At 68.6% G+C, this 6,714-nt stretch carries 7 protein-coding genes; all 7 read left to right on the top strand.

What is annotated here, in order from left to right; genetic code table 11:
* Nucleotides 1–101 precede the first annotated feature (101 nt).
* Entirely contained in the window at nucleotides 102–1,268 is a 1,167-nt protein-coding gene (ssuD, locus tag J8I34_RS20790; protein ID WP_209806868.1) for an FMNH2-dependent alkanesulfonate monooxygenase, read from the top strand.
* An 11-nt stretch (nucleotides 1,269–1,279) separates the two neighbouring features.
* Nucleotides 1,280–2,083 (top strand): aliphatic sulfonate ABC transporter permease SsuC, encoded by an 804-nt coding sequence (ssuC, locus tag J8I34_RS20785; RefSeq protein ID WP_209806867.1) that lies wholly within the window; start codon nucleotides 1,280–1,282, stop codon nucleotides 2,081–2,083.
* Nucleotides 2,084–2,119: 36 nt separating this feature from the next.
* Nucleotides 2,120–3,061: an ATP-binding cassette domain-containing protein gene (locus tag J8I34_RS20780; RefSeq protein ID WP_209806866.1), complete on the top strand. Its 942-nt coding sequence runs from the start codon at nucleotides 2,120–2,122 to the stop codon at nucleotides 3,059–3,061.
* Nucleotides 3,062–3,166: 105 nt separating this feature from the next.
* Nucleotides 3,167–4,030, top strand: a complete 864-nt coding sequence (locus J8I34_RS20775; RefSeq protein ID WP_209806865.1) for an EAL domain-containing protein — start codon at nucleotides 3,167–3,169, stop codon at nucleotides 4,028–4,030.
* Nucleotides 4,027–4,713, top strand: coding sequence for an RBBP9/YdeN family alpha/beta hydrolase (locus J8I34_RS20770; protein WP_209806864.1), 687 nt, complete (start codon nucleotides 4,027–4,029; stop codon nucleotides 4,711–4,713). The genes J8I34_RS20775 and J8I34_RS20770 overlap by 4 nt, the downstream gene beginning before the upstream one ends.
* A gap of 137 nt (nucleotides 4,714–4,850) precedes the next feature.
* Complete coding sequence (cysT, locus tag J8I34_RS20765) at nucleotides 4,851–5,804, top strand: sulfate ABC transporter permease subunit CysT (protein WP_209806863.1); 954 nt, start codon at nucleotides 4,851–4,853, stop codon at nucleotides 5,802–5,804.
* A 1-nt stretch (nucleotide 5,805) separates the two neighbouring features.
* Nucleotides 5,806–6,714, top strand: a 909-nt coding sequence (gene cysW, locus J8I34_RS20760) for a sulfate ABC transporter permease subunit CysW (RefSeq protein WP_209806862.1), incomplete at its 3' end; no start/stop codon positions are given.

Here is a 6,714-nt window from a genome sequence, read left to right as displayed (position 1 = left end):
ATGCAGCTTTCGTGATCCTCATTTAACGTCTCTGCCGCCCTTCCGTTGGCAGAGGTTTTTCAGACCATCCCTAAGCGCCGCACAGCAACAAGGAGCACGACATGAACGTATTCTGGTTTATCCCCACCCACGGCGACAGCCGCTACCTCGGCACCTCCGAAGGCGCGCGCGAAGTCAGTTTCGACTATATGAAGCAGGTCGCGGTGGCCGCCGATACGCTCGGCTATGAAGGGGTGCTGATCCCTACCGGTCGTTCTTGCGAAGACCCGTGGGTGGCGGCGGCGGCCCTGTCGGCCGTGACGCAGCGCCTCAAGTTCCTGGTGGCCGTGCGCCCGGGCCTGATGGCGCCGACGCTGGCCGCGCGCATGGCGGCGACGTTCGACCGCCTCTCCAATGGCCGGCTGCTGATCAACCTCGTCACCGGCGGCGACACCGCCGAGCTGGAAGGCGATGGCCTGTTCCTCGACCACGGCGCGCGCTACGAGGCCTCGGCCGAGTTCCTGCGCATCTGGCGCGACGTGCTGGCGGCCAGCCATGACAGCGGCCAGATCGACTACCAGGGCAAGCATCTGAGCGTGAAGGGCGCGCGCGTCCTCTATCCGCCGCTGCAGCGGCCGCATCCGCCGGTGTACTTCGGCGGCTCGTCGGCGCCGGCGCACGCGCTGGCGGGCGAGCAGGTCGATACCTACCTGACCTGGGGCGAACCACCGGCGGACGTGGCGCAGAAGCTGGAAGATGTGCGCCGGCATGCGGCCACGCATGGCCGCACGGTCCGCTTCGGCATCCGGCTGCACGTGATCGTGCGCGAGACCGATGCCGCCGCGTGGGCCGCCGCCGAAGACCTGATCAGCCGCCTCGACGATGAGACCGTGGCGCGCGCGCAGGCAGTGTTCGCCAAGATGGATTCGGAAGGGCAGCGCCGCATGGCCGCGCTGCATGCGGGCGGCAGTGCGCGCCGCACGCGCGAGGCGCTGGAAATCAGCCCCAACCTGTGGGCGGGCGTCGGCTTGGTGCGCGGCGGCGCGGGCACTGCGCTGGTGGGCGATCCGCACACCGTTGCCGGGCGCATGCGCGAGTACGCCGAACTCGGCATCGACACCTTCGTGCTGTCCGGTTATCCGCACCTGGAAGAGGCTTATCGCTTTGCCGAACTGGTGTTTCCGCTGCTGCCGCGCTCGGTGCGCGAGAAGTTGCCGGGCAAGGTGCTGTCGGGCCCGTTCGGCGAAGTCATGGCGACCGGCATCGTGCCGCGCGCCGCGCAAAGCTGAAGGAGGACAGCATGAGCGCTCCTCATCTTCCGTTGCCACGCCGACATCCAGCCGCGCTGGCGCGCGCCGTGGCGCCATGGATCGTGCCGGTGCTGCTGGTCGTGGTGTGGCAGGCGGCCTCGCAGAACGGCTGGCTGTCGAACCGCGTGCTGCCGGCCCCGCTGGCCGTGTTGCAGGCCGCATGGGACCTGGCCCGTTCGGGCGAGTTGTGGAAACACGTTGGCGCCAGCACCTGGCGCGCGCTGGCCGGGTTTGCCATTGGCGGCGGGCTGGGCCTGCTGCTGGGGCTGCTGACCGGCACCTTTCGCGGCGCGGCCACGCTGCTCGACAGCACGCTGCAGATGGTGCGCAATATCCCGCCGCTGGCGCTGATCCCGCTGGTGATCCTGTGGTTCGGCATCGACGAGAGCGCCAAGCTGTTCCTGGTGGCGCTGGGGGTGTTCTTCCCGGTGTACCTGAACACCTACCACGGCATCCGCTCGGTCGATACCGGGCTGGTGGAGATGGCGCGCAGCTACGGGCTGTCCGGCTGGCAGCTCTACCGTGAAGTGATCCTGCCCGGGGCGTTGCCGGGGATCCTGGTGGGCGTGCGTTTTTCGCTCGGGTTGATGTGGGTGATCCTGATCGTCGCGGAGACCATCTCCGCGCAATCCGGCATCGGCTACATGACCATGAACGCGCGCGAATTCCTGCAGACCGATGTGGTGCTGGTGGGCATCCTGCTCTATGCGCTGCTGGGCAAGCTGGCCGACTTGCTGTCACGCGGCCTGGAGCGCTACTGGCTGCGCTGGCACCCCGGTTACGCAGCCGCCTGAAACACGCAACGCCGCACGCGCGGCAGGGAGATCGACATGCAGATGTATCCGGTGGAACAGGCCGCGCTGGTCGAACTGGAAGCGGGCCTCGCACACCGCGAGGCAGTCAGGCACGAGGCAGCGGCACCGCACCGCCATGGAGGCGTCGCGCTGCGCTTGCGCCAGGTGGTCAAGCGCTATGACGGCCGCGAAGTGCTGCACGATGTGGCGCTCGACGTGGCGCCGGGCGAGTTCGTCGCCATCGTCGGGCGCAGCGGCTGCGGCAAGAGCACGCTGCTGCGGCTGGTGGCGGGGCTGGAAGGGACTGACGGCGGCACCATTGCGATCGACGGTGACACGCATGACCACGTGAGAAGCCGCCGCGGGCGCGGCGCCGACGTGCGCGTGATGTTCCAGGACGCGCGGCTGCTGCCGTGGAAGCGCGTGCTGGACAACGTGGCGCTGGGCCTGCCGCGCGCGCGGCGCGGCGAAGCGGGCGAGGTGCTGGCGCAGGTGGGCCTGGCCGAGCGCGCGCAGGCGTGGCCCGCAAGGCTGTCCGGCGGGCAGCGGCAGCGCGTGGCGCTGGCGCGCGCGCTGGTGCATCACCCGCAGTTGCTGCTGCTCGATGAGCCGCTGGGCGCGCTGGATGCGCTCACGCGCATCGAAATGCAGGGGCTGATCGAAGGCCTGTGGCGGCGGCTTGGCTTCACGGCGCTGCTGGTGACGCACGACGTCCCCGAGGCCGTGGCACTGGCTGACCGTATCGTGCTGATCGAGGATGGCCATATCGCCATGGACGAGCGCGTGGCGCTGGCGCGGCCGCGCCAGCGCGGCGACGCCGGCTTCGCGCGACTGGAAGCCGCGGTGCTGCAGCGGGTGATGCGGCAAGCGCCGGCGGCTTCTTCGCCCCTCGATGCGGCAACGAAGCGCCGTGCGCAGCGCATCGACAAGGGCGCGCACATCGACAGGCCGGAATCTTCATTCGCCGCCGCCCGCTGAACTCCTATCATGAGCAGGCAGGCGAGCGCAGCGACAGCAGCGCCGTTGCCATCACCAATCCGACCATGGGACCCGACGTGGTCCGGTCAACCGAAGGAAATCGCCATGCCAGGCGTGCATGAACCCGCCAGCGCAGCCAATCCGCTGCAACGCTATCTGGAATCGCTGCCGCGCCGGCCGCTGGCCGACCGGCAACTGTGGCGCGACGCGCGCGGGCAGGTGCAGGGACAATTCTTCAATTGCTCGCTGACCAGCGCCTTCGAGCCGCTGGTGACCCTGGCCGACCGCGCGGTGGTCGCGCATGAAGGCTCGATCCATACCTATGCCGACGATGGCGTGGGCCTGGCGGCGTGGAAGCTTTTCGCGATGGCCGCCGACGACACCACGCTGGTGTCGCTGGACCGCCTGTCGCGGCTGCTGCACGCGATCAACTACTTTGCCGCCGACGGTGCGCACAAGCTGGTGCTGAACGTGCACAACCGGCTGCTTGCCGCGGTCGCCGACGATCACGGCGCCGCGTTCCGGCGCGCACTGCGGTCGCTGGGGTTGCCGCTGGAGCGCTTCGTGATCCAGGTGCCGGCCAGCGCCAACGACGACCTGCCGCTGCTGTTGCATGTGGTCGGCAACTATCGCCGCAACGGCTTCGCGGTCAGCCTGCAGGCGTCGGATCCGGCCGAGGCGGGCGCGCTGATGGCGCATGCGTTGCCGGACTGGCTCAAGCTCGACATGCGCCGCACCTGGACCGATCGCCAGCTGGCGGGGCTGCGCGCCAGCGCCGTCAGCGCCGGCGTTACGCTGATCGGGCGGCGGCTGCAGAACGCCGAAAGCGTGGAGCGGCTGCAGGCGGCAGGCATCGGCCTGGGGCAGGGCGCTTTCGCCGGCGCGCTGGTCAGCACGGCCGGGCTGCGGGCACAAGTGGCGGCCACGGGCGCGCCAGCGGCACACGAACTCAGCAAGGAGCCGGTATGACGCGAGCGATCGGAGCATCGGCAGGGCCATCATCGGCGGCGCATGGTACCCGCCTGGAAATTCCGCGACACCTGCAGGTGCTGACCGTGCCGGGCCTGCATGGCAGCGGCCCGGGGCACTGGCAGAGCCGCTGGGAGAAGCGCTTCCCGGACTGGCAGCGCGTGGAGCAGCATGACTGGTCGCGCCCGAGCCTGCCGCTGTGGGCCGAGCGCGTCTCGGAAGGCGTGATGCGGGCGCAACGCGTGGCCACGCGCGGCGCGGTGCTGGTGGCGCATAGCTTCGGCTGCCTGGCGACGCTGCGGCAGGCGTCGCTGGACCCGGCGGGCATTGCCGGCGCGATGCTGGTGGCGCCGGCCGATCCCGACAAGTTCGCCGTCGCCAGCCTGCTGCCGACCTACCGCCTGCCGTTCCCGACCATCCTGGTGGCCAGCCGCAACGATCCGTGGATGCCGCAGCGAACCGCCTTCAGCTGGGGCACGCTGTGGGGCAGTGAACTGGTCGATGCCGGCAACCTGGGGCATATCAACGCCGATTCCGATCTGGGCGACTGGGCCGAGGGCCTGGAGCTGCTGGGCACGCTGGTGCAGCGTATCGCGAATGCAGGGGATGCCGGGGCAACTGGAGTGATGTCCGCGGCATGGGAAGCCGGGCTGGAAGTGGCGCCGGGCGCTCCATATATCTAAATCGTCTAAGAAAATTCAGAAAGATTCGTTCTGTTTATAAGGGTGGGTCTGCAGAATCTGTCTCGTAAGCCGGCGCAATATGCGCCGGCGTCATAAGGATCCGGTGCCCGAAGCCGGCCGACGACAGACGAGACGACATGCCACCCTCCCTATCTCTGGCGGATGCCCCCACGCCGGGCATCCCCGATGCGCCGGCCTCGCGTGCGCCGCGCGGTCCCGCCAGGCAGCGCTTTACCGTGCTTCCCGGTTTCGGCCTGTCGCTGGGCTTCACGCTGTTCTACCTGACGCTGATCGTCCTGGTCCCGCTGTCGGCGACGTTCCTCAAGACGTTCACGATGACCTGGGACGCGTTCTGGACGGCGATCACGGCGCCGCGCGTGGTGGCATCGCTGCAGCTGAGCTTCGGCGCGTCGCTGGTCGCGGCCATCGCCAATACCGTGTTCGGGCTGATCGTCGCGTGGGTGCTGGTGCGTTACCGCTTTTCCGGCAAGCGCCTGATCGATGCGCTGGTCGACCTGCCGTTCGCGCTGCCGACCGCGGTGGCCGGCATCGCGCTGACCGCGCTGTTCGCCGGCAACGGCTGGATCGGCCGCTACCTCGAGCCACTCGGCATCAAGGTTGCATTCACGCCGCTGGGCGTGGTGGTGGCGCTGACCTTCATTGGCCTGCCGTTCGTGGTGCGCACGGTGCAGCCGGTGCTCGAAGACGTGGAGCAGGAACTGGAAGAGGCGGCCGCCAGCCTGGGCGCCAACCGGCTGCAGACCTTCCGGCGCGTGATCCTGCCGGCGATCCTGCCGGCGCTGCTGACGGGTTTCGCGCTGTCCTTCGCGCGCGCCACCGGCGAGTACGGTTCGGTGGTCTTTATCTCCGGCAACATGCCGATGGTGTCGGAGATCGCGCCGCTGATGATCTATTCCAAGCTGGAGCAATACGACTATGCCGGCGCCACCGCGGTGGCGGTGGTGATGCTGGTGATCTCGTTCGGGCTGCTGCTGTTGATCAACCTGCTGCAGGCGTGGACGCGCCGCCACCAGTCGGGTGCGCGCGCTGCCCTCGCACCGGAAGCGCCCGCGACGGGCAAGGAGTTCTGACATGGCGGGCGCAGTTTCGGGACGCCTGGGCCCGCAGCGCCAGGACCGGGTCCATCACCAGTTCGACGCCACCAGCGAGGCACCGTGGGTGCGCTATACGCTGATCATGCTGGCGGTGCTGTTCCTCACGCTGTTCCTGTTCGTGCCGCTGGCTTCGGTCTTCTATGAAGCGCTGCGCAAGGGCGTGCAGACCTACTGGGAAGCGCTGGTCGAGCCCGACGCGCTGGCCGCGATCCAGCTCACGCTGACGGTGGCGGCGATCGCGGTGCCGCTGAACGTGGTGTTCGGCGTGGCGGCGGCGTGGGCCATCGCCAAGTTCGAGTTTCGCGGCAAGAACCTGCTGATCACGTTGATCGACCTGCCGTTCTCGGTGTCGCCGGTGATCTCGGGCCTGGTCTATGTGCTGCTGTTCGGCGCGCAGGGCTGGTTCGGCCCGTGGCTGGAAGCGCATGACATCAAGATCATGTTCGCGGTGCCCGGCATCGTGCTGGCGACGATCTTCGTGACCTTCCCATTCGTGGCGCGCGAGCTGATCCCGCTGATGCAGGCGCAGGGCAGTGAAGAGGAAGAAGCCGCGATCGTGCTGGGCGCCTCGGGCTGGCAGACCTTCCGCCATATCACGCTGCCCAATATCCGCTGGGGCCTGCTGTACGGCGTGATCCTGTGCAATGCGCGGGCGATGGGCGAGTTCGGCGCGGTGTCGGTGGTGTCGGGCCATATCCGTGGGCTGACCAACACCATGCCGCTGCACGTTGAGATCCTTTACAACGAGTACAACTTCGCGGCGGCCTTCGCGGTGGCCTCGCTGCTGACGCTGCTGGCGCTGGTCACCCTCGGCATCAAGACGCTGGTGGAATGGCGCGCGCGCAAAGAGACGGAAGAGGCCGTGATCGAGCGGCCAATTGGAACA

The sequence above is a fragment of the Cupriavidus phytohabitans genome (genome assembly GCF_017815025.1).
GTDB lineage: Bacteria > Pseudomonadota > Gammaproteobacteria > Burkholderiales > Burkholderiaceae > Cupriavidus.
The sequence above is the reverse complement of the archived record's forward strand: the minus strand, read 5'-3'. Positions and strand labels throughout refer to the sequence as shown.